We start from the raw sequence: 384 nt of genomic DNA, 5'->3' as shown, positions 1-384 counted from the left end.
TTTTTAAGGTCTTTGCCACTTCCCTTCTTGACCATTTAACTCGGTGTTCCTCTCTTTTTCATGGTTTTCAAATAAAGCTTTTTAAGAGAAAATCCCCCTGTGGAGCTCAACCTTAAACTCGTGAAGCAGTGACTTAAATTTATTAAACTGAGTAATTGGGGTTGCTTTATAAATGACTATTTCATTTTCTTCTGTTACTAAAGCTATAGGAGTTAAAGCTTTTAAACCAAGCTTTTCACTTACTTCGATATCGTTGGCTTTTAAATCATAGACACCATACTCAGCTCTGTGGTTGCCAAAGTAATTTGGCAGGTCATCAAACTCTAACCCACACATACCTGTATCTTCTGGAAGTTTACTTGTATATTCTATTGTATGATCAAC

1 pseudogene is annotated in these 384 nt (G+C 35.4%); it reads right to left on the bottom strand.

Features of this window, described 5'->3' with window-relative positions:
* Nucleotides 1-81 precede the first annotated feature (81 nt).
* Nucleotides 82-384: pseudogene (locus tag CRV02_RS14995) on the bottom strand (ferredoxin); the annotation flags it as partial.

Origin of the sequence: Arcobacter sp. CECT 8989, assembly GCF_004116715.1 — a bacterium.
GTDB lineage: Bacteria > Campylobacterota > Campylobacteria > Campylobacterales > Arcobacteraceae > Halarcobacter.
The sequence above is the reverse complement of the archived record's forward strand: the minus strand, read 5'-3'. Positions and strand labels throughout refer to the sequence as shown.